This is a genomic window from Ignavibacteria bacterium (assembly GCA_016873775.1).
Taxonomy (GTDB): Bacteria; Bacteroidota; Ignavibacteria; order UBA10030; family F1-140-MAGs086; genus JAGXRH01.
In genome coordinates this window covers 17221-38497 of record VGWC01000003.1, presented here as the reverse complement: position 1 = coordinate 38497, position 21277 = coordinate 17221, and the positions used below count along the sequence as shown (strand labels likewise).

The 21277-nt window shown below is 39.2% G+C and carries 21 protein-coding genes; 13 read left to right on the top strand and 8 right to left on the bottom strand.

Annotation, left to right across the window (positions count from 1 at the left end; genetic code table 11):
* Positions 1-68: 68 nt before the first annotated feature.
* The 4 genes from FJ218_00800 to FJ218_00785 form a co-directional block, all read right to left on the bottom strand.
* A complete protein-coding gene (locus tag FJ218_00800) occupies positions 69-710 on the bottom strand; it encodes a hypothetical protein (GenBank protein ID MBM4165459.1) in 642 nt (213 codons plus the stop codon).
* A 271-nt stretch (positions 711-981) separates the two neighbouring features.
* Positions 982-2733, bottom strand: coding sequence for a DNA polymerase/3'-5' exonuclease PolX (gene polX / locus FJ218_00795; GenBank protein ID MBM4165458.1), 1752 nt, complete (start codon positions 2731-2733; stop codon positions 982-984).
* Between the two features lie 144 nt (positions 2734-2877).
* Positions 2878-5214: a T9SS type A sorting domain-containing protein gene (locus tag FJ218_00790; protein MBM4165457.1), complete on the bottom strand. Its 2337-nt coding sequence runs from the start codon at positions 5212-5214 to the stop codon at positions 2878-2880.
* Between the two features lie 40 nt (positions 5215-5254).
* Complete coding sequence (locus FJ218_00785) at positions 5255-5593, bottom strand: STAS domain-containing protein (protein ID MBM4165456.1); 339 nt, start codon at positions 5591-5593, stop codon at positions 5255-5257.
* Positions 5594-5826: 233 nt separating this feature from the next.
* On the opposite strand from FJ218_00785, the gene FJ218_00780 reads away from it, so the two are divergent.
* From FJ218_00780 to FJ218_00730, 11 genes are all read left to right on the top strand, one after another.
* Positions 5827-6579 carry a MotA/TolQ/ExbB proton channel family protein gene (locus FJ218_00780; GenBank protein ID MBM4165455.1) on the top strand — a complete coding sequence of 251 codons (753 nt, stop codon included), beginning with the start codon at positions 5827-5829 and terminating at the stop codon, positions 6577-6579.
* Between the two features lie 9 nt (positions 6580-6588).
* Positions 6589-7119 (top strand): biopolymer transporter ExbD, encoded by a 531-nt coding sequence (locus tag FJ218_00775; protein ID MBM4165454.1) that lies wholly within the window; start codon positions 6589-6591, stop codon positions 7117-7119.
* 14 nt (positions 7120-7133) lie between these two features.
* Positions 7134-7628, top strand: a complete 495-nt coding sequence (locus tag FJ218_00770; GenBank protein ID MBM4165453.1) for a biopolymer transporter ExbD — start codon at positions 7134-7136, stop codon at positions 7626-7628.
* Between the two features lie 20 nt (positions 7629-7648).
* A complete protein-coding gene (locus tag FJ218_00765) occupies positions 7649-8386 on the top strand; it encodes an energy transducer TonB (protein ID MBM4165452.1) in 738 nt (245 codons plus the stop codon).
* Between the two features lie 4 nt (positions 8387-8390).
* Positions 8391-8594 carry a hypothetical protein gene (locus FJ218_00760; protein ID MBM4165451.1) on the top strand — a complete coding sequence of 68 codons (204 nt, stop codon included), beginning with the start codon at positions 8391-8393 and terminating at the stop codon, positions 8592-8594.
* Positions 8587-9528 (top strand): hypothetical protein, encoded by a 942-nt coding sequence (locus tag FJ218_00755; protein MBM4165450.1) that lies wholly within the window; start codon positions 8587-8589, stop codon positions 9526-9528. Before FJ218_00760 ends, FJ218_00755 begins: the two co-directional genes overlap by 8 nt.
* Positions 9525-11039, top strand: a complete 1515-nt coding sequence (locus tag FJ218_00750; GenBank protein ID MBM4165449.1) for a tetratricopeptide repeat protein — start codon at positions 9525-9527, stop codon at positions 11037-11039. Before FJ218_00755 ends, FJ218_00750 begins: the two co-directional genes overlap by 4 nt.
* A gap of 2 nt (positions 11040-11041) precedes the next feature.
* On the top strand, positions 11042-11302 hold the full coding sequence (locus tag FJ218_00745) for a hypothetical protein (GenBank protein ID MBM4165448.1): 261 nt from the start codon (positions 11042-11044) through the stop codon (positions 11300-11302).
* A 150-nt stretch (positions 11303-11452) separates the two neighbouring features.
* On the top strand, positions 11453-13090 hold the full coding sequence (locus FJ218_00740; protein MBM4165447.1) for a sodium:calcium symporter: 1638 nt from the start codon (positions 11453-11455) through the stop codon (positions 13088-13090).
* Between the two features lie 373 nt (positions 13091-13463).
* Positions 13464-14666 carry an MFS transporter gene (locus FJ218_00735; protein ID MBM4165446.1) on the top strand — a complete coding sequence of 401 codons (1203 nt, stop codon included), beginning with the start codon at positions 13464-13466 and terminating at the stop codon, positions 14664-14666.
* Positions 14667-14745: 79 nt separating this feature from the next.
* Positions 14746-15411 (top strand): DUF4159 domain-containing protein, encoded by a 666-nt coding sequence (locus tag FJ218_00730; protein ID MBM4165445.1) that lies wholly within the window; start codon positions 14746-14748, stop codon positions 15409-15411.
* 141 nt (positions 15412-15552) lie between these two features.
* On the opposite strand, the gene FJ218_00725 is transcribed toward FJ218_00730, so the two are convergent.
* Positions 15553-17436 (bottom strand): DNA primase, encoded by a 1884-nt coding sequence (locus FJ218_00725; protein ID MBM4165444.1) that lies wholly within the window; start codon positions 17434-17436, stop codon positions 15553-15555.
* Positions 17437-17510: 74 nt separating this feature from the next.
* Between FJ218_00725 and FJ218_00720 the strand changes: the two genes are divergently transcribed.
* Together FJ218_00720 and FJ218_00715 are read left to right on the top strand one after the other, a co-directional pair.
* Positions 17511-17810 carry a zinc ribbon domain-containing protein gene (locus FJ218_00720; protein ID MBM4165443.1) on the top strand — a complete coding sequence of 100 codons (300 nt, stop codon included), beginning with the start codon at positions 17511-17513 and terminating at the stop codon, positions 17808-17810.
* A gap of 24 nt (positions 17811-17834) precedes the next feature.
* Entirely contained in the window at positions 17835-18791 is a 957-nt protein-coding gene (locus tag FJ218_00715) for a tetratricopeptide repeat protein (protein ID MBM4165442.1), read from the top strand.
* Positions 18792-18808: 17 nt separating this feature from the next.
* Here FJ218_00715 and scpB read toward each other — a convergent pair whose 3' ends face one another.
* Genes scpB through trpS form a run of 3 tightly spaced genes read right to left on the bottom strand, consistent with a single transcriptional unit; the run spans position 18809 to position 21167 of the window.
* Positions 18809-19420, bottom strand: a complete 612-nt coding sequence (gene scpB / locus FJ218_00710) for an SMC-Scp complex subunit ScpB (protein ID MBM4165441.1) — start codon at positions 19418-19420, stop codon at positions 18809-18811.
* Between the two features lie 32 nt (positions 19421-19452).
* On the bottom strand, positions 19453-20211 hold the full coding sequence (locus FJ218_00705; protein ID MBM4165440.1) for a segregation/condensation protein A: 759 nt from the start codon (positions 20209-20211) through the stop codon (positions 19453-19455).
* A gap of 2 nt (positions 20212-20213) precedes the next feature.
* Complete coding sequence (trpS, locus tag FJ218_00700; protein MBM4165439.1) at positions 20214-21167, bottom strand: tryptophan--tRNA ligase; 954 nt, start codon at positions 21165-21167, stop codon at positions 20214-20216.
* Positions 21168-21277: the final 110 nt, after the last annotated feature.

Below are 21277 nucleotides of genomic sequence, written 5' to 3'. Positions count from 1 at the left end.
GTTATTCGTTAGTTGATAATTGTTATTTGGAAAAATGAGAAAAGAAAACGCTAATAACGAATAATAAATTACCAAACCTTACATTCACCAAACACTGACGACGTAACAATGTGCAATCGTTTCGGCGAAGAATCTAAGTTTGCAGTTTTGTAATTGAGTTTGCAAAATAATCCATCGCGTTTCATATCGAACACACGAATATCACCAACCGAAACATTCGCTTGGATTGAAAATGCCATTTCACGCGGAACTAACAATACGATATCGCCAAAAACCGCTGATATATCAATAACGGAATCGCCGTCGGCAAGAATTGTTTTCGTCAAATCAATCCGCACTTCGCCGAACACGTTGGAAACTCTTCCTCCGCGAAAATTTTGTGAAACAATATCGAGCCGCAGTTCGCCAAACACTTCCGAAACATTGAGCATATCAACATTCGACGTTGCATACGATGGTTGCGAATACGTTTGATGCGTTTGCGGTTGCGGCGGTGGAATAGTTGCGCTTTGATACGATGGTTGTTGCGCTTGCTGCGTAACATCGTGCGGTTTGTTGCGGCTTCGGAAAATCAAACTCAATCCGATGAGAATGAGAATGAGGGGCCAAAAGCGATGCATAAAATCACCGAACTCAATCATTCCCAAATTGTCGAGAAGAAAAAGAAATCCGAATGTTACAAGTAAAATTCCGAAAAGGTTTGGTCGCATAAAATTATTTATTTTTTTTTCTCACGCAAAGACGCTAAAATGCAAAGAAATTATTTTGCGTTACTCTGCGCTAACTCTGTGTTCCTTTGCGGTAAAAAAACACTTTCATTTAACCGCAGAGTTTCGCAAAGGTCAATGCAAAGTTACGCTAAGAAATTTTATAAATTAGCGGCTTTAAAAAACTTTATCTTAAAAATCTAATTTTACATTTTCATCAAGCATAAATCTTTCACAAAACATCTTTTGCGACTCTGCGTCTTTGCGTGAGATATTACTTCCGAGTTGATAAAAAAAATTTTTCTACTTCTTTCACATTCCACGCATTCACGACATCTTTCTTTTCGAGCCAACCTTTGCGCGCAACGTTCACTCCGTATTTCACAAGCAAAATTTCTTCCGTTGAATGTGCGTCGGGATTGATGGGAATCTTCACGCCTTTTTCTTTCGCATATCTGCACCAACGCCAATCCAAATCCAAGCGCACGGGATGAGCGTTGATTTCAATTCCTTTTCCGTAATCGCTCGCAACGTCAATCACTTCTTTCGTGTTCAACGGATAACCATCGCGCTGCATTAACAATCGTCCCGTCGAATGTCCGAGAAACGTAACGTATTTGTTCTTCAATGCTTTGACTATGCGTTTCGTCATTTCTTCTTCACTCATTTTGAAAACGGAATGTACCGACGCGACAACGTAATCGAACGTTGCAAGCGTTTTGTCATCGAAATCGAGCGAGCCATCTTTTAAAATATCAACTTCCGTTCCTTTGAAAATTTTTATTTCGGAAAATTTCTTTTGCACTTCGTCAATATGTTTGTGCTGTTGTTTTACACGTTGTGGCGTTAATCCATTTGCATACGCGGCAACTTTGGAATGGTCAGCAATTCCGAAATATTCAAAGCCAAGTTTGCGAGCGGCTTCAATCATTTCTTCGAGAGAATTTTTTCCGTCGCTGTACGTCGTGTGGCAATGAAACGTTCCGCGCAAATCTTTTTCTTCAAGCAATGTCGGAATATTATTTTTCACTGCAAATTCAATTTCATTGTTGTTCTCGCGTAACTCTGGAGGAATGTATTGCAACTCAAGCGCGTTGAAAATATCCTCTTCGTTTTTGCATTTGATTACCTGTTTTGCTTTGCCGCGGTGTTCATCGCTTTCTAATTTTGAAAAACCGTATTCATTCAAACTCCAACCGAATTGTTTTGCGCGTGTTCGCATTTCAACGTTGTGTTCTTTGCTTCCGGTAAAATACGCAAGCGCAAACGGAAATTCCGAATCGTCAACCACACGCACATCGCATTGGATATTGCTCTTCAACAACACACTCGATTTCGTTTCGCCTTTTCCCAACACTTGCTGAACGTTTTCGTGCGAGGTAAACGCCTCCATAATTATTTCAACATTTGATTTTTTTGCGCTCACGAGAATATCAATATCACCGATGATTTCTTTTTTCCTCCGCAAACTTCCGGCAACTTCTGCGCGCGAAACACCTTTTTGAGTTTTCAAAAATTCCAACACGGGTTCAGCAGATTGCAACGCATCGCTGTATAAATGTTTGTCCGCAACTTTATCGAGCATTGCAAGTCCGTTCAAAATATTTTCTTCCGTCTTCGCGCCAAAACCTTCGAGCGTTGCAAGTTTATGCTGCTCGCACGCTTCTTTCAGTTGTTGGAGCGATGCAATGCCAAGTTTCTCCCAGAGAATTTTTACTTTCTTCGGTCCCATTCCTTGAATGCGAAGCAAGTCGGTAATTCCCGGAGGAAAAAAATTTTTCAACTCTTCGTAGAATTTCAATTTTCCCGTTGTAACGAGTTCGGTAATGTCTTGCGCGATGGATTTTCCCACACCTTTTATTTCGGTGAGTTTTCCTTCGGAGACGAGCGTGTTCAAATCTAACGTGAGAGCGGAAATTGTTCGCGCAACATTATGAAAAGCAATGCACTTGAATTTATTTTCGCCTTTCAGTTCAAACAGCGTTCCGATTTCATCGAGAATATTTGCAACGTCGGTTTTGGTCATATTAGTAAATGGACACCACTTTCAAAGTGGTGTTCATTTTTCGGTTTTAAAAAATGCGTGGTAAAAGTAGAAATTCTTTCAGTCAATTTAAAAACAAAAACGGCTCGATGAAATTTTCATAGAGCCGTTTCATCATTAATAACTCTACTTCAATAAAACCATCTTCTTCGTTTCGGAATATATTTTTCCGTTATTACCAACAACATTTAAACGATAAAAATATACTCCTGAAGGAATTTGCGACGCATCAAATTTTGTTTCGTAGACTCCTAGTTCAAGATTATTATTCACAAGAGTAATCATTTCTTGTCCGATTATATTATATACTTTTAAAGTAACTGAGCCGGAGGATTGTAATTCAAATCGAATGGATGTAATCGGGTTAAATGGATTCGGATAGTTTTGATACAAATGATACGCTTCAGGAATTGCATTGGTAAAATCCAACGTTCTGTTAATTTTCAACGTATCCGGAATGTATAACACTTCATTCGTATTCAACTGAACTCCATTGGCAAATCCTCCAATCGCCCAAACAGAATCGAAACCGTTTGTTGCAAGCGACGTTCCCATATTGGTTCTTCGAGTTGGCATTGAATTAAGCGGAAACCATTTTCGTACGTTGCCTTCTTCGTTGAACAAACTCAGAAATGTAGAGCCGCGATAATTACTGCTAAATCCTGAATCACCTCCAACAAAAATAATTCCTAATTTTGTAGAAGCCGCGCTTGGTCGCGCAATCGCTCCATCAGGGAAAAACGAATGTGTCCATGTAATTTCCGAAGGATTGGAAGGATTGATGATTCCTTTAAAAATTGTATCCGTAGTCATAAAACGACTTCGGTCATAACTTCCAACGACAAGAATGGTGTTGTTATAGATTCCTGCGGCGCACATTGCTCGCGCAATAGGGAGCGGTGTTGCATCCGTCCACGTATCTTCGTCGGGATTATAAATACGAACATTGTTGACCGGTTTCGAACCGTTAAACGTTCCCGTATCGCCGCCAAAAATATAAATGAGACTATCGTTATAAACGGAAATTCCAAAATCCGCTTTTACCGGTTCAGGCATTGGCGCTCCTTCTGTCCATTCATCGGTTGAAGGTCTGTAAATCTGCACTTTATTTAAAGTAAAATTCACATTGTTGTATCCGCCTATAACATAGATTTTACTATCAACGGTAACTGCCCCTCCTGAAGATGCTTTGATAGGCATTGGAGTTTTCTGTTCCCACGTACCTGTAACAGGTGTAAAGCGTTGATTTAAATTAGAACCGGCATTCTCTCCTCCACCAAAACAATAGACGAATCCCGTATCGTGAAGTTCAAAATATGTTGACATTAACCGACCTTGAGGAGTTGTAATTGGTTTTCGGATATTCCAATTCGGTGGTGGCTGCAAGGTAATATAAAAAGGAAAACTATTTTGTGAATATAAACCGGGACTTTCTACATCGGAAATTCGTATAAAAGCGGATGTATCAACTGTAGGAACGGTCCATTGATAATTTCCCCAAAAATTTCCTGTTTCATCTAATTCGATTCGAACATTTCCGTTTTCGTCTTTTTGATAAGCAGGAACGGAATCTGCAATCAACGTCCAATCTGCTTCTCCGCGTAATTTATATTCAAGTTTAACGTGTGTAATTTTGTTTTTAGCCCAGCGAATAATTTGCGAAGTTCCCGCTTGCCAAATTTCTTCATCACGCGGATTCATCAAAAGAACTTGAGGAGTATTATCCAAAGTAAGTAAAAACATTCCAATGTTCTGTATAAGATTTTTGGCAATAAGAGAATCTTCAATTGCATTAAAACTGAACGAAGTAAAAAGCGTATGCGAAGTCGCCGGATTCGGACTTGATGACCAAGTGTTTATTGCCATCTGCAATGTATCTGCAGTAAATCCGCCGACTTTTTTTCTTCCTTCATCGTTAGGAATAAGTCGTAATAAATCTCGATCTGTTGTAGCAGCAGGAGTTTTGAATATTATCGGCTGTGTTAAAACGTACGGCGTATTGTAAATTCGATGATTAGCAATAGTGAATAAGAGTGGATTGTTCGTTGCATCATTCACCCATCCTCCGTCTCTGATGTGTAAAACTTTTCTTCGGAAATTTGAATCGGGATGAAGTTGGTATCGTGAACCAACTTCGCCGCCTTCAACCCAAACTTTTTTTTCGGAAAGTGCGCGTTGAAGCAATGCGTTCCGTTTATTGCCATCATTGAAAATTGTTCCCGCTCCATTACTTCCTGCAGACCAAATTACCAACTTGTAATCGTTGTAGATTGCTGAATTATGAGATGAAAACGAAACAAGGTCAACTGAAATTCCTAAATCGAGCAATGCTCGTTTTATTAATTGCGCAGAAGCGGAATTCGCATTGTCATTGACAATCAAAATATCGTTGACTTGTGCTAATGATGAAAAATGCACGAGTATGAATAAAAACAAAAGAGAAAGACAGAATTTTTTCTGCATTTTAGTTATCCTTAATATATAATAGTTGAGAAAACTGCAATTACTTAAAACTTGCAACAGCGCGTTCTGTTGATTCAAACACTTTAAAAACTTTAAGAAGTTTCGTGATAACAAAAAGGTTATGCACTTTTTCAGAAAGATTGGCAAGGCGTAAATCCGCTCCTTGATTTGTTGAAGAAGTGTACGCGGAGATGAGCGCACCAAGTCCGGAACTGTTCATCCAGTTGGTTCCTTTTAAATCAATTACTATTTTTTTCATTCCGTCGGCTAATAAACTTCGGATTTTTTCTTGAAGTTGGAGCGTTTCTTCGCCACCGATTAGATTTCCTTTCAATGAAATCATGGCAATATCATCAAAAAATTTTTCTTTAATCTGCATTGTTATGATGCTTCGTTGTTAGTGTTTTTGAAAAACTGTGCGCAAAAGATAAAAAAAAACTCTGAAAGAAAATTATCGTATAAGTTTTTCAAAAACGTTTGTTTGTTGTTTTCATTTTATTTCATATTTTTTCGCCGAAAAAAATTACCGCATTAAAATCTTGCGGTATTTTTTTCTTTTTATACATAACATTAATAATATTTTGTAACTTATCTTTCGGAGAAATCATTCAGATGAAACAATCGTTGTTTATTATAATTTTACTTGTCGTATCCTGCGGCGCTTCTTCATACATCTATTTTGGAATTATGGGAGCGGCTGAAGAAAAAACAATGCTTCATAATATCTATCAAGGAGGACTTCTTGTTATTATGCTGATGACATTGACAATAATGGTTATCACTTATATTTTTGAAAGATTATTTTCGCTTTCGAAGGCACAAGGAAAAGGTTCACTTGTTGATTACTTAAAGCAAACCCAAACAGAATTATCGAACGGAAATATAGATGCCGCAATCGAACTCTGTAACAAACAACGCGGCGTAATGGCAAACATCATTCGTGCAGGTTTAGAACGCTACCAATTCATTTCAATTTCTGATAAGCACGACGCGGAAAAGAAAATGCAAGAAGTTCAACGTGCAATTGAAGAAGCCACGATGTTAGAAATGCCGCTCTTGGAAAAAAATTTGTTGGCAATTTCTACGATTGCTTCCATAGCGACAATGGTAGGTTTGCTCGGAACAACTATCGGAATGATTCGCTCGTTCGCTGCAATGGCTCGTTCCGGCGCACCGGATGCAATACAGTTATCCATTGGAATTTCTGAAGCATTGATTAACACTGCTGGAGGGCTCATTTGTGCCATAGCAGCAATCATTGCTTACAATTTCTTTGTTAATAAAGTTGATAACTTTACGTATATGCTTGACGAAGCAAGTTACAATGTTACGCAAACATTAAATTCAAAATCCACGTCTAATTAACCGTACTGTATGCCAAAAATCAAGAAAGCACGCATTGGCGTAAAACTTGATATGACTCCAATGGTGGATGTTGCATTTTTACTATTAACTTTTTTTATGTTGACCACACAATTTCGTCCTCCGGAAGATATTCAAGTTGATATTCCAACGTCCCATTCTGTCATTAAACTTCCTGAAATAGATGTTATGACTGTTTCCATTGACAAAGACAGCAGAATTTTTTTAGGTGTTGACGCTCAACGTGTACGACAAAAAGTTTTTTCTGAATTTGTAAATAATCGTTGGAATAATTTCCCGAATGAATTAAAAAAACGTTATCTCACCCCGGAAAATATGGCGACACTTGCTCCAAGTTTTGAAGTTACAAAAGATGAACTCCCGAACCTTCTGATAAAAGCACGAACTGCCAATCCTAAACTTCGCACGATTATTAAAGGAGACCAAGATGCTGAATACGGTGTTACTCAAGACGTTATGGATATTTTACAAAAAACAAATATCACGCGCTTTAATTTAGTAACTGATTTAGAAAAGAATTAACAAAGTAAAACATAATGGCAGCAGTTGACACTCCTTCACCGCGAGGACACGATAAGAAAAAGAAAAAACATAAAAAGAAACATCGTCTTGGTGTTCGATTAGATATGACACCGATGGTGGATGTTGCGTTTTTGTTGTTGACGTTTTTTATGCTCACAACAACAATGTCGAAACCTCAAACGATGGAAATCAATCTTCCTCCAGGAGAAGCAAAAATAGAAGTTGCACAAAGCAATTTACTGACAATTCGAGTAAAAGACGACGGAACTATATTCAAGAATTTCGGTGTTGATATTCCTGAAAAAATTGTTTTCAATGAACTCAATAAATTTCTTCGCCAATCGTCAAAAGCAAATCCGAAACTTATCACGCTCATAAAAGTTGATAGAAAAGGAAAATTTAAAATGATGGTTGACCTTATTGATGAACTCAATGTAGCAGAAATTACCCGTTTCAGCATTGCGCCGTTACTCGAAGAAGATTTGAAAGCGCTCAGTCAAGTACAATAATAGTCTGAAAGGAAATTTATATGTCAGCAGAAACACTTGCCATAGATTTTGCACCACGAGGACACGCAGCATTTCAAAAATTATATCGGAAATATGCTTCGTGGGCGTTAGCAATTTCTCTCTTACTTCATTTTGCGCTTATTGGACTGTACTTCTTCGTTCTGTATTTACAAGAAGAAGAAGAACCGATTTACACCGTACGCATAATGAAATACAGCGATTTAGGTCCACCGCCTTCCATCGCAAATGCTGATGCTGCACCACAAGTTGCTATTTCTGCACCCGCTGCTCGTCCATCCGTTGGAATCCCCGTGCCAGTTCCCGATGCCGAAGTAAGTCCCGAACAAACAATTGCAACGCAAACAGAATTAAGCACTTTACAAAGCCCTGTGCTGGGAAATGAAGGAGATGGAAACGGTTCGCAATTACAAATAGAACCGGAAGAAATAACTATTCAGGAAGATATAGAACCTGCTGATTTCGTTGCATACGAAAAAGGACCAGAACCAGTCAATAAACCACAGCCAACGTATCCGGAAATTGCTTTGAAAGCAGGAATGGAAGGAACAGTATGGGTTAAAGTTTGGGTTGATAAAGAGGGAAAACCGAAAAAAGTTACTGTTTTAAAAAGCGACGCTGAAATTTTTAACGAAGCCGCTGTCGAAGCCGCATGGAAATGGGTTTTTACTCCTGCAATGATGAATAACGGTCCCGTTGCGGTGAACGTAACCATTCCTTTTCGTTTTAAACTCAAATAAAAATGTGTCGCTTTCACTGCTCCTGCAAATCGTCGGATACAGCACTGCGTCTCTTATTTCGTTGTGTGGAATTGCTATTCTGATTGAATTTATTCCCTTAGTTCTTCCAACACATTTTCGCATCACGTTCGGAATTGTTTTGCTCTTATACGGTATTTACCGCATCGTAACTCTTTGGTCGAAATCAAAACAGAACGCAAATGAATAAATTATACGATGTGTTTCTGCCATTCTGTTTTTTTTTCTTTTTTCTCGGATGCACACAAGAGCAAAAAGAATCACCTACAAAAGGAACATTAACGTTCTATTCTTCTGATGCAATTGCTCCGTTAGTAAATGGAGAAGTAACTAAATTTCACAATTTATATTCCGAAGCGTTCATCTCCAATATTCCAACTTCCGACCGGGAAGCAATAGCGCAATTACTCAACGATTCCACAAACTGCATCGTCATTGCTCGCTCATTGAATGAAGAGGAACGAGACGTTGCAAAAAAAAAATCTTTTGAAATAACAGAACATCTTTTTGCGTATGATGCGACCGCATTTATCGTCAATAAAAAAAATCCGATTGAACAATTACGAAAATCGCAACTCGACAGCATTTTTTCCGGAACGATTACTCATTGGAATACTTTGTCAACGACAACAACTCTGCAACAAATTCGCATCGCATTACTCAATAGGAATTTCGGTTTATATCAAATTCTTTCAAAACAACTCTTGCACGGAAAAGAATTTACACAACCGGATATCCTTGCACAATCAACTTCCGATGTAATTGATTTTGTCGGGAAAAATATTGACGCAATCGGATTTATGAGCGTGAGTTGGAAAAATGTTGACACGACAAACATTCAAATTCTTCGAATCCAACATTCAACGCCTCCGGATTCACTGAAAAAAATTGCAGAGAAATTTTATTTCCCGTATCAATATTATATTTGGAATAACTATTACCCGTTTGTTCATTCAGTTTATATTTATACACACAATATCGGTTTTGGCGTCGGCGCAGGATTCGTTACGTTTTTACTTTCTGCTCATCCAGGAGAAGGGCAAAAAATTGTTGGAGATTACGGATTAGTACCCGCTCGTATGCCCATTCGAATTGTTCAAACTCAAAAGAAACCGCTTCAATGACTTATTCAAAGATATTTTTTATCGCACTTTCAATCTTCAGTTTATCCACTCTTGTTCTGTGTGAAAGAGACCCGGTTGCAGATGCCAAGCAGGCAATTTCCAAAGGTGATTATGAAACTGCTCTTTCCAAACTGCGCGAAGCGTACGAAGAAAAGGAGCACCGGAAAAAATTTGAAGTGAATTTTCTTCTTGCATCTACGCATTATCACCTCAACGCTCCCGATTCTGCAATTTTTTATTATATCAAAGCAAGAGAAATTTCTCCCGAAAGCACAAGCGTGTATATCGGATTAGGAAATTCGTACGTAAAAAATAATTTATCAATTCCGGCAATCGAACAATTTAAGAAAGCAATTTCGATTGATTCAACACTCGTTGCAATTCATTTTCAGTTAGGAAAACTTTATCGCCAACAACGCGATTACAACAATGCGGCGGCATCGTATCAACAAGTCATATCGCGCGATACAACGAATATTGACGCATACAGAGAACTAGCGGAAATTTTTTCCAAAGCAAAACAACACACAAATGCCGCGCGTATGTTCAAGCGATTAACGACGTTACTTCCGGAAGATGTGGACCTCAAAATTTCATTGATGCGTTCGCTCATCAGTGCAAGAAGTATTCAGGAAGCGATTCCGGTTGCAGAACAAATCATCGAAAAAAATTCTTCCAACTACGAAGCGCGGCACATTCTGGCAAAAGGATATTATGAAACTCGAAATTACGTTTCCGCAGAGAAAGAATTATTGTTTATTCAACAATACGATACACTGAGTTCTGATGAAATTTTACGACTCGCACGTTCGCAAGTTCGATTGCAAAAACACTTAGATGCCATTGCTACGTTTGAAACATATCTTGCAACAACATCTCCCGATTCTTCGTTCATAGATGTGTACACAACTTTAGGCGAACTGTATATGACAAATCAGCGATACGACAGCGCAATTGCAACGTTTAATAAACGCATCAGTTATGACTCGAATGCCATCAGCGCCTATATGAACGCAGGGATTTGTAAAATGCAGTTGAAGGATTACAAGAGTGCGGTTACATTTTTTCAACAAGTAACAACACGAAAATCGGAATACGTCAAAGGACATTTATATCTTGCGCGCACGTACGCATTGATGGAAGAATATAAACAAGAAGGCATCGTGTATAAAAAAATGTTGGAGGTCATCGCTGATTCAACTGAAAAATATAAAACCGAAGTAGCCGAAGCGTACGGTTTCGAAGGGTTCTACAACTTCTTTCTTGGACAACAAATCTGGAAAGACAATAAAGAAGAAGGAGACCGATTGTACACGCAAGCTGCAGTATCGTTGCGGAAAGCGATTACCTTTGATTCGGCTAGCGTTCAAAATAATTTGCTCCTTGCTCAACTGTTGCAAAATATGAACAAGAAAGAAGAAGCAATAAAACACTACCGCATCGTTTTGAAATTAGACCCAAAAAATAAAGAAGCAAAAACAGGACTTGATGTACTGTTAGAAAAAAAATAACATTGTATTTTCCAAACAAAATCTCTCAACAAACTTTTGTCAGAATCGCAAGAACCGGAAAACATAGTTTAAAACCTGCGCTTGGCAGACTAAATCTGGTAACACTCAGAATCGGCGCAATCATCGGCGTAGGAATTTTTATGCTTACGGGAAACGCAGCGTCAAATTATGCAGAACCTGCTGTTGTCATTTCTTTTATCTACACAAAAAAACGTACGCAGAAAATACCCGAAGAAACAAACAACGAAACTACTGAACATTGAATTTAAACTCTGTCTCCCCTTTTATCATCGGCGCACAAACAGATGATAATATTTTTAAAAAAATTAATTGAACTGTGTTTCGCGTTTCATTTTTTTTTGTAACTTCTCCCCGTTTTTATAACTCATTTTGTAATCTAATCTCTGTACTCTATGTCGCATAAAGAATCTTGGGGTTCACGCGTTGGACTTGTGCTTGCAATGGCGGGAAATGCCGTCGGACTCGGAAATTTTCTCCGCTTTCCTGCGCAAGCAGTTGCTAACGGTGGTGGCGCATTTATCATTCCTTATCTTGTTTCATTTCTCTTAATGGGTATTCCCCTGCTGTGGGTTGAGTGGGCTATTGGCAGACACGGAGGAAAATACGGCTATCATTCCACTCCCGGTATGATGGACGTTCTCGGAAAATCCAAACTCTGGAAGTATGTCGGAGTCTTCGGCATCTTCACCAATCTTACAGTTGCCGCCTATTATTGTTATCTCGAATCGTGGACTCTTGCGTATGTGTGGCATTCGCTTTCGGGAACGTTTATTGGAAAGAACGCGCAAGAAGTTTCCGAATTCTTCAATCACTACGTGGGAACAACATCCAATTCGTGGTTTAACTTTCCTACGGAAGCATTATTCTTTTTCTTTGTTACGCTCAGTTTGAATTTGTGGATTCTTTCGCGCGGGTTAAGTAAAGGCGTAGAAATTGCAAGTAAAATCGGAATGCCTCTCCTCATCGTGTTCGGAGTTTTTCTTGCTATCCGTTCTCTCACACTCGATGCAGGTGAACAGGGCGCAATCAACGACGCTGTTAAGGGTTTAAATTTTCTTTGGGAACCGCAATTCGATTCGCTTTCAAACCCGAAAGTGTGGCTTGCGGCGGCGGGACAAATCTTCTTCACGCTGTCAGTTGGTATAGGTTCCATTCATTGTTATGCTGCGTATGTCCGCGAAAAAGATGATATAGCATTAAACGCTTCCTCAGCAGGTTGGATGAATGAGTTTGTCGAAGTGTTACTCGGCGGTTCAATCGTGATTCCTATCGCTGTAGCGTATCTTGGACTTGAATGGATTTTGACACCTGGAAACACAGGACTAATGATGGGCTTTCGTGTTATGCCGACTTTATTTCAAAACTGGGGACCACTACTTGCCGCATTTGCAGGATTAGCGTGGTTCGGACTTCTTTTCTTTGCGGGTATTACAAGTTCACTTGCAATGGGACAACCCGTAATGGCATTTCTCCAAGATGAATTTAAAATAGAACGTTCGCGCTCCGCTTTGATATTTGGAATATTTACACTCATCCTTGGATTGTGGACAATATTCTTTTTCGGATATGGCGCGTTCGGTGAGTTTGACGATTGGTCGGGAACGTTTGCTCTCGTTGTATTTGCGATGCTCGAATCCATTGCTTTTGCTTACGTCTTCGGTATTGATAAAGGATGGGAAGAAATAAATCGCGGTGCTGATATTGTTATTCACCCTATTTTCAAATACGTAATCAAATACGTTACTCCGTTATTTTTGGTTTCCGTGTTCATCGGCTCGCTGATTGCTCCCGCCGGTGGAAATTGGAACGCCGCATTTTCAAGTTTAACAAGTGGTAATGGATGGACACTCGATGGCGGAAGTATTATTGGAAAAATATTTCACGTAGGTTTTACCGATACAAGTTGGTTTGTTAATGGCGCTCCCACACAATTGTTTGTTGTTGATATGACCCGCATCTTACTCTTGAGTGTATTTATCATTATTGCGTTTCTAATCCATAAAGCGTGGAAAAATAAGAACGCGAAGTAAGTTTCATTTCTTTATCTATTAAATATTATGTCATCATCCGCTTTATTTATTATGTTATCGGCGTGGGCGATAATCGCTTACTTTACAACAAAGTTTTTTTATAAAGTGCTCACCACTCCCCACAAGGAACAATAACAACGCTTTATAGAGATAAAGTTGTCATTCCCGCAAAAGCGGAATCCAAAAAACGTTGATTCTATTATGGATTCTGTTTTTCGACGGAATGACAATTAGAAGGAAATCGAATTATCACACAGATTCTATAGTGAAATACTTAAAATTTGTTTTTACGTTTCTTCTCTTTACAACCGTATCGTTTTCTCAAACTGATACACACATCGAATCATTTCAATGGATGACAGGATGTTAGAGTATGGAAAACGATTCAGGAAAGTATTACATTGCGCGCCCGCGTGGAAATCCACCAACGCATTTTAAACTCATTTCCTCCACCGAGAATGAAGCCATCTTTGAAAACAAAGCCCACGATTTTCCGCAGCGCATTATTACCGGAACCGTCGCACGCACAACAACCGAAGAAAATTCCGGATTAGGTTTTGGCGTGTACTACTGGATGATAAACCTCGGCGCTTTTCTTGCTCCTTTACTTGTCAGTTATCTCAAAGGATTTTCGTGGAGTTACGTATTTATTGCCTCTTCTGCATATTGCGCATTAATGCTTATTCCAACATTATTTATTTTCAAAGCCCCACCGAAACCAGTGAATACAAAAACATTGAAAGATGTTCCGAGCAGCGCTGCAATGGTTCTCGGCGATGCGCGATTTATGCTAATGATTGTTGTGTATTCGGGATTTTGGATTCTCTACTTCCAAAACTTTGGTTCCGTACTGTGGTTCCTTCGCGATTTTATTGATGCAACGCCTTTCGACAATTTTTTTGCTTCTCTCGGAATCCCTGCAAAGTTCGATGCTGAATATGTTACCATCATAAATGCCGGAACAATCATTCTCTTACAAGTTATCGTCAGTAAAATTGTAAAAAATACGAACGCCGTACTTACGATAGTTACGGGAATATTTTTCGGCGTTCTCGGTTTTCTCTGTCTCGCATTTGCATCCAACGTGTGGATATTTGTGCTGGGTATTGTTATTTTTTCCATCGGCGAAATGACGGCGCATCCGAAATATTACAGCTATGTTGGACTCGTTGCACCACACGATAAGAAAGCAGTGTATGATATGCATTTCCCTACGGAGTTATCGGTAGTTTGGTCGGTTCCAATCTTGGAGGAACACTGTACGAAGTTATGCTCAAACCACTCGTTGGAACACCAGGAATCGAAAACGAACAGGAACTTCTGGCTCATCTTTGCTGCACTCGGAATCTTTGCTTCCTTCGGATTGCTTCTTTACAACAAAATGTTTTCTGCCGATACTCCCGAAACCAACTCACGTGAACGCATTATGATGATTGCCGTATACGCTTCGATATTCATTATCGGCATTGGATTTTTCTATACTTCCGTTTTCCTCAAAGAAACTATTGCCTACAAAACAATGGTGCAATCGCTCATAATGTTGCTCATCGGCGGCGGTGGATTATTCACCAGTTAAAAAAAATAACGATGCAATACAGAGCAGCAACAATAGATAGTTTTCATTTCAACAACAATACGTTCTTTCAAAACAACAAATGATTCTCTTTCGAACATTGTTTGCGTTCATACTTCTTATTACGCACTTCGCAACATCGCAACCGACAAACTCTTCATTTCGCATTGGACGATTGAAATACAACGGCGGCGGTGATTGGTACAACGACCCTTCTGCCGAAGCGAATCTCCTCCGTTTTGTTCAACAACATACGTTACTCGATGTTGAACCCAAATACGAATTTGTCGAACTCGCATCAGAAAAACTTTACACCTATCCGATGCTTTTTTTAACGGGACACGGCACCATTAAGTTTTCCGAATTAGACACCGAACGATTGCGGTTGTATTTGGAGCATGGCGGATTTCTCTACGCCGACGACGACTACGGAATGGATAAATCGTTTCGCACCGAAATTAAAAAAATATTTCCCGAAAACGAACTGATCGAACTTCCCTATTCATTCGGCATATTTCATTCCCACTTCGACTTTCCAACGGGTGCCCCAAAAACACATAAACACGATGATAAACCTCCGCAATCGTTTGGAATATTTCACAACGGTAGATTAGTTGTCCTCTACACATACGAATCCAATCCCAGCGACGGTTGGGCTGATGCACAAGTCCATAATGACCCAGAAATAAAACGCGAAGAAGCATTAAAATTCGGAACAAATATTATCATTTGGGTAACTACGCATTAAGATAACGTTTCACAAAAGGTAAGCATCTCGAAAAACAAGGTTAAAGAACCTTCAAGTTTTTTTCATTCGGAATACCAAGTAAAATTTTTGTATTTCAAATTTTACTCAAAGCAAACCTTGAAGGTTTCTCTTTGAGCGTTGTTAGAAGATTCCTTGTCTATAATTATTCAACTGAGCATCGAGATTTTTCATTTGTTCACGAAGAACCTGTAATTGATGAATCGCTTGGGATTGTTCATCGGCATTTCCATATTTCAAAACTTCCTGATTCTTCTCATAAGCGTTTTGCAAAAAACTTTTCTGCAAAGAAATTATTGCCGCAAATGCGCGATACCCTAAGTCGGCAACAGGAATATTGTTCCCTGCATCGAACCACGATTTGCTCAATGTATATCTATCGAAGAATATTTCATTGATTAATGTTTTTACTTCTTCCGCTTGTTCTTTGCTGATGGTAGTAAGCGTATCGAGTAACGCAGCAACATTTAACGTTCCGACGTCCGTAAATTGCTGCTCAAACAATTGAAACAGTTTCGTGGCATTTTCTCCTAACGCTTCGATAGGTGTATGTTCGAAAATATAATGTACCAAATCGTTATCACCTTCTATCAGGAGAGCAATAATTTCTTTCTCTGCTGGTGTAACTAGTTTTCGCTGCGCAGGGAAAATAGTTTCTTCATTTTCCCGAATAGATTCCGTTGGTCTCGCACGGATTTGAGGAGAAGGCGAAAAAACGTGAAGTTTTTTTTCGAGTTCGAGCAATAGTACAGATTCGCGCAAGGCAAATTGTTTGGCAATAGACTTTACAAAAGATGTACGTTTCAATTCATCCGGTATTTTTGCGATATATTGTACGATGGTGCGAATAGCAGACGTCAATCCTTCCGGCGTTGAGAGTGTTCCTTTCTCTTGAAACGATGTTGTAAGAAATTCGATAAACGAAACGGCGTTGATGATTCGTTGTACCGTTTCGTCTTTTCCGAATGTTCGCACATACGAATCGGGGTCGTGTCCTTTCGAAAGTTGCGCTACGCGAACATCCAAATTTTTTTGTAATACAACATCAATTCCTCGCAGCGCCGCAACAGAACCTGCAGAATCCGCATCGTATAAAATGACAATGGATTTCGTATATCGTGAAAGCAACTGGACTTGTTCTTCTGTCAATGCCGTTCCGCTGGAGGCAACAACGTTTTCTATTCCCGCTTGGAACAACGAAAGAAAATCGGCATATCCCTCAACAAGAATGGCGTATTCTTTTTCGCGGATAGCATCCTTCGAAAAATTCAAACCATATAAAATTTTGCTTTTATTATACACGAACGATTCGGAGGAATTGATGTATTTACCGAGCGTATCATCGTCGTACAGTTTTCTTGCGCCAAAGCCAACAACTTTTCCCATCGGAGAAAAAATCGGAAACATTGCGCGCCCTCGAAATGCGCTATAGATAGAAGTATCTTCACGTTTGCGCAACACTCCTACTTTTTCTCCAATTTCCAATGAGATATTTTCATCGAGAAACTTTTGTGTTAAAAAATCCCACGAACGCGGAGCATATCCTAATCCGAATTTTCGTATTGTATCGTCCGTGAATCCGCGATGGCGAAAATATTCCAATGCAAATTTTCCTTCATTCGAATGCACTAACTGGTCGTGAAATATTTTAGCGGTTCGTTTCAAAACTTCATACGCCTCTTCAATTTCAGAAATGACGTTTTCGTGAACAGTATATTGCGGAAGAACGATACCTGCGCGCTCCGCAAGTTTTTGTACCGCTTCGATGAACGATAGTTTTTCATACTCTTCGACAAAATTATATATCGTCCCGCCTTTTGCACAGCCAAAGCAATAATACAATTGTTTATCCGCAGAAACATGAAACGATGGCGTTTTTTCTTGATGGAAAGGACACAATCCGATATGACTTTTCCCGCGTTTCTTGAGCATGACAAATTGTGCAATGTAATCTACGATATCAACGGAAGCGCGAACTTGTTCGATTAATTCTGGAGAATATTTCATCGGGGATAAATTGATTTTTGAGGTGAAACTTATTAAATTTTACCGTAAAAATTTTCATTCAAAAATAATAATCAATGCCCACATATCATTATCGCTGCAAAAAGTGTTCGCACGAGTTTGAAGAACTCCAAAAAATGTCCGACGATGCGCTAACGTATTGTCCCGAATGTGAAACAAATTCCTTATCACGCATCATCGGAAGCGGTGCGGGATTGCTATTCAAAGGGAATGGATATTATCAAACGGATTACAAAAAAAATTCAACATCAGAAAGCGTAAAAAAAAAATCCGATACAGGAACGTCGCTTCCAACATCGGATACAACAACAACGACACCATCGAATGATAAGGGGAAAAAAAATGCGACAACATAATCACACGGTTTATTCAATTCTCCTATGAAAAAATACATACGCTTTGTTGTGTTGGGAATGTTGTTCTATGCAATTCATTCCTATGCACAAGTTACGCTTGAAAATGGAATTCAATTGTTTCAAACTAAACAGTACGCGAAAGCAAAACCTGTCTTCGAACAATTGCAGAAGCAACATTCAACCAATGCAGAAGTGCTGTATTATTTGGGAATGATTCGATATGTACACGAACGACATATTGACGATGCAATTGATTACTTTGAAGAAGCGATTGAACTTGACGAAAAGAATGCGACGTATCATTATTGGCTTGGAAGTGCGTACGGTTCGAAAGCAAGCAAGAGTAATGTTTTCAAACAAATGTATCTCGCACCAAAAATAAAATCGGAATTTGAACGCGCAGTTGAGTTAGATCCGAAGTACATCGAAGCAAGACAAGGATTGGCGCAGTATTATTTGCTTGCTCCGGGCATTGCAGGCGGAAGTGTGGAAAAGGCAAAATCGCAAGCGGATGCGATTGTCAAACTGCAACCATATCGCGGCTACATTTCCTATGCAACAATATATGCGTACGAGAAAGATTTTTCGCGAGCGGAGGAATATTATAAAAAAGCAATCGCCGTTGATACCAAGAAAGGAGCAGGGTACAATGTGCTTGGATATTTTTATCTTCGTCAGAAACGTATTGATGACGCAATTGCACAATTTAAAAAATATGTCGAAGTGGAACCTGATACTGCAAATTCGTATGACAGTTTGGGTGATGGATTGTTGGAGAAAGGAATGATTGATGATGCGATTGCAAATTACAGGAACGCAATTGCACTTGATTCTGTATTTTCATCGTCCATCTTTAATCTTGCAAAATGTTACGAAAAAAAAGGGATGAAAAACGATGCAAAAAAAATGTACGAACGCTACCTCTCGTTGGAAGCATCGGGAACGCGAGCGGATGAAGCAAAAGAAAAACTCAAGAAATGAAACGTCTCGGTAGTTTGCTACTGCTTTTCTGATTGCAGCGCATCGGTAAGAATTTTTTTCTCGACTTCCATTTCACTTTCCTTCATCAAATCCTCAATCTCCCGTAATCGCGGCAAATCTTTTAAGTTCTTCAACCCGAAGTGATGGAGAAACTGCTCCGTTGTTCCATATAACAGCGGACGACCTATTGTAGAAGCGCGACCAACAATAGTAATAATATTTCGTTCGAGAAGCGAACTGAGAACGTAATCTGCGTTGACGCCGCGAATAGACTCAATCTCCGGTTTTGAGACAGGTTGCTTATAGGCAATAATGGCAAGTGTTTCCAGCGCCGATGATGAAAGACGTCGTTTGATACGTTCTTTGAAAAGTTCGCCTAACCAATGAGCGTATTGCGGGCGCGTTGCAAATTGAAATCCTTCGACAATGGGAATTATATGAAACGCGCGCTGTTGCACATCATATTCTCGATTCAATGCAGCAACAAATTCAAGAATGTGTTCTACTGTAAACGCTGTTGTTTCGATGGAAGCGTATGATTGATTCAGCACTTCGAGCAGTTGTTTTGCTGAAAGAGGTTCATCGGAAGCAAATAACATCGCTTCGATGATGTGTTTCGCTGTTGTCATTGCGGCTTCAGTTTGTGGTTCGCTCATAAACATTAGTTGAGTGAAAATTGTTCAGAAATAATTCCGGTAAATGATGGTTCAATGTTTTGTGAAATCCATAAATCGCGTTCGTGTTCGGTACATCGCAATACAATAATTCCGTTCTTTGCCATTTCCAGCATTGCAAGAATTGTTACAATAATGCGAAGTTTTTCTCGCATAGAAGAAATTAGTTCAGAAAATGTTCTCTGTTTCTTTTCCGAAAGAAATTGTTGAATAAAGTCAATTTGTTCATCAATGGTTACATTAAACCGTTCTATCGTATGAAAAGTTTGTTTTGGCGTGTTCTCTATTGCATGCTTAAATGCGGCGATAAGATGAAAGAGCGTAACATTTTTCAATGCATCGTTTTTTTCGACAATGTTTTCCATCTCATCGTGCAAGAAATTTTGACGGAAAAAAAGTTTTCGGCGCTCATCTTCCATCAGCGCCATTTCTTCTGTGGCTTCTTTATACCGTTTATATTCGTACAGTTGACGAATAAGTTCGGCGCGGGGGTCTTCTTCTTCGCCTTCTTCTGTAAACGGCTTCGGCAATAACATTTTCACTTTTATTTGCATCAATGTTGATGCCATTACAATAAATTCGCTTGCAATATCCAAATCGAGCATTTCTATATAATGCAAGTAGTCAAGAAACTCATCGGTAATGCGTGCAATCGGAATATCTTTGATTTCCAGTTCATCCCGCTTGATAAAAAAAAGTAATAAGTCAAGAGGACCTTCAAATTGTTCAAGTTTTATTCTGTACATCGTTATCCAAACTTCATCGCTTCGCGAACTTCCATCATCGTTTGTTGTGCAACTTCTCTTGCCTTTGATTCCCCTTCTACAAGAATTTCTTTCACATCATCCAAATGCTGTTCGAAATAATTCCTTTTTTCACGAATCCCAGAAAGCGCATTGGAAATTTTTACTGCGCACTTCGCTTTGCAATCAACACATCCTAATATACCACTTCGACAATCGGATTCAATTTGCAGAACTTCCGTTTCGTTAAATTTTTTATGATACGTGAATACCAAACACACTTCTGGATGACCAACATCATTTCGTCTGATTTTTCGAGGATCTGTTACCGCGGTTTTCATTCTTTTCAAAATTACTTCAGCAGTATCTGAAAGTAAAATTGTGTTATTCAGTGATTTACTCATTTTGGCATCACCGTTCAAACCGGGAAGTCGCGCAAAAGTCGTTAACTTTGGTTCGGGAATGGGAAATACTTCTCCGTACTGACGATTGAAATCCCGCGCAATTTCACGAGTTATCTCAACGTGGGGAACTTGGTCATCTCCAACAGGAATAATTTCACCTTTGTATAATAAAATATCTGCTGCTTGCAATACCGGGTAACCAAGATGACCGTATATAACATTTTCAATATGCAAATCACGAACTTGGTCTTTCAGCGTTGGATTTCGTTCGAGTCGAGCGGTCGTAATGAGCATCGAAAATATGAGAAACAGTTCCGTATGTTCCTTAATTTGTGATTGACGAAATATCAAACTTCGGTTGTTGTCAATTCCCGCCGCAAGCCAATCAATCATCATATCAAGTGAATTTTTTTCGATTTCATTCGAATCAAGATTTGTGGTGAGTGCATGATAATCGGCAATGAGGTGATAATTTTCAAAATCCTGTTGAAGTTGCACCCAATTTTCTAACGCACCTGCCCAATGCCCGATATGTAATTTCCCTGTGGGACGCATTCCGCTAAGTATGCGTTTTTGTTTTGTAGTTTGTATCAATCGAAAATGTAAGTAGAAAGAAATGTTATCTCAATTATTGAAGAACGATGAAGAGATTGTTGTTACAAAGT